This is a genomic window from Pseudomonas sp. AGC41 (assembly GCF_057334555.1).
The window spans coordinates 9,182-9,684 of record NZ_JBHFJB010000063.1; the positions used below are offsets into that span (position 1 = coordinate 9,182).

1 protein-coding gene is annotated in these 503 nt (G+C 60.4%); it reads left to right on the forward strand.

Annotation, left to right across the window (positions count from 1 at the left end):
- Positions 1-188 precede the first annotated feature (188 nt).
- Positions 189-503: carbon starvation CstA family protein (locus ACE04F_RS11880; protein ID WP_486106892.1), on the forward strand; the 315-nt coding region annotated here is incomplete at its 3' end.

Sequence of the window (503 nt, forward strand, 5' to 3'; positions counted from 1 at the left end):
GCATTGTCTTTACCTGACACACCGCCTTCGTGAGCAGGCTCGCTCCCACAGGGGGGAATTGGCATCTACGTAGTACTACGGATTTATTTATTGACGGCCAGCAGGGATATTGGGCCAGCTCCGAATAGCCGGGGTCACACTATAAAAACAATCGCCGCAATCCATTGGATATCGGCAGGAGACATGCAATGACAACCCGTCTGGTTAAACACCTCGCCTGGTTTGCCGTGGCTGTTCTGGGAGCGTGTGCGCTGAGCGTCGTGGCCCTGCGCCGCGGAGAGCCGATCAACGCCCTCTGGATCGTCGTCGCGGCCGTGGCCATCTACCTGGTCGCCTACCGCTACTACAGCCTCTTCATCGCCAACAACGTGATGCAACTCGATGCGCGCCGGGCCACGCCCGCCGTGCTCAACAACGATGGCCTGGACTACGTCCCGACCAACAAGCACATCCTTTTCGGCCACCACTTCGCGGCCATTGCCGGCGCGGGGCCGCTGGTCGGG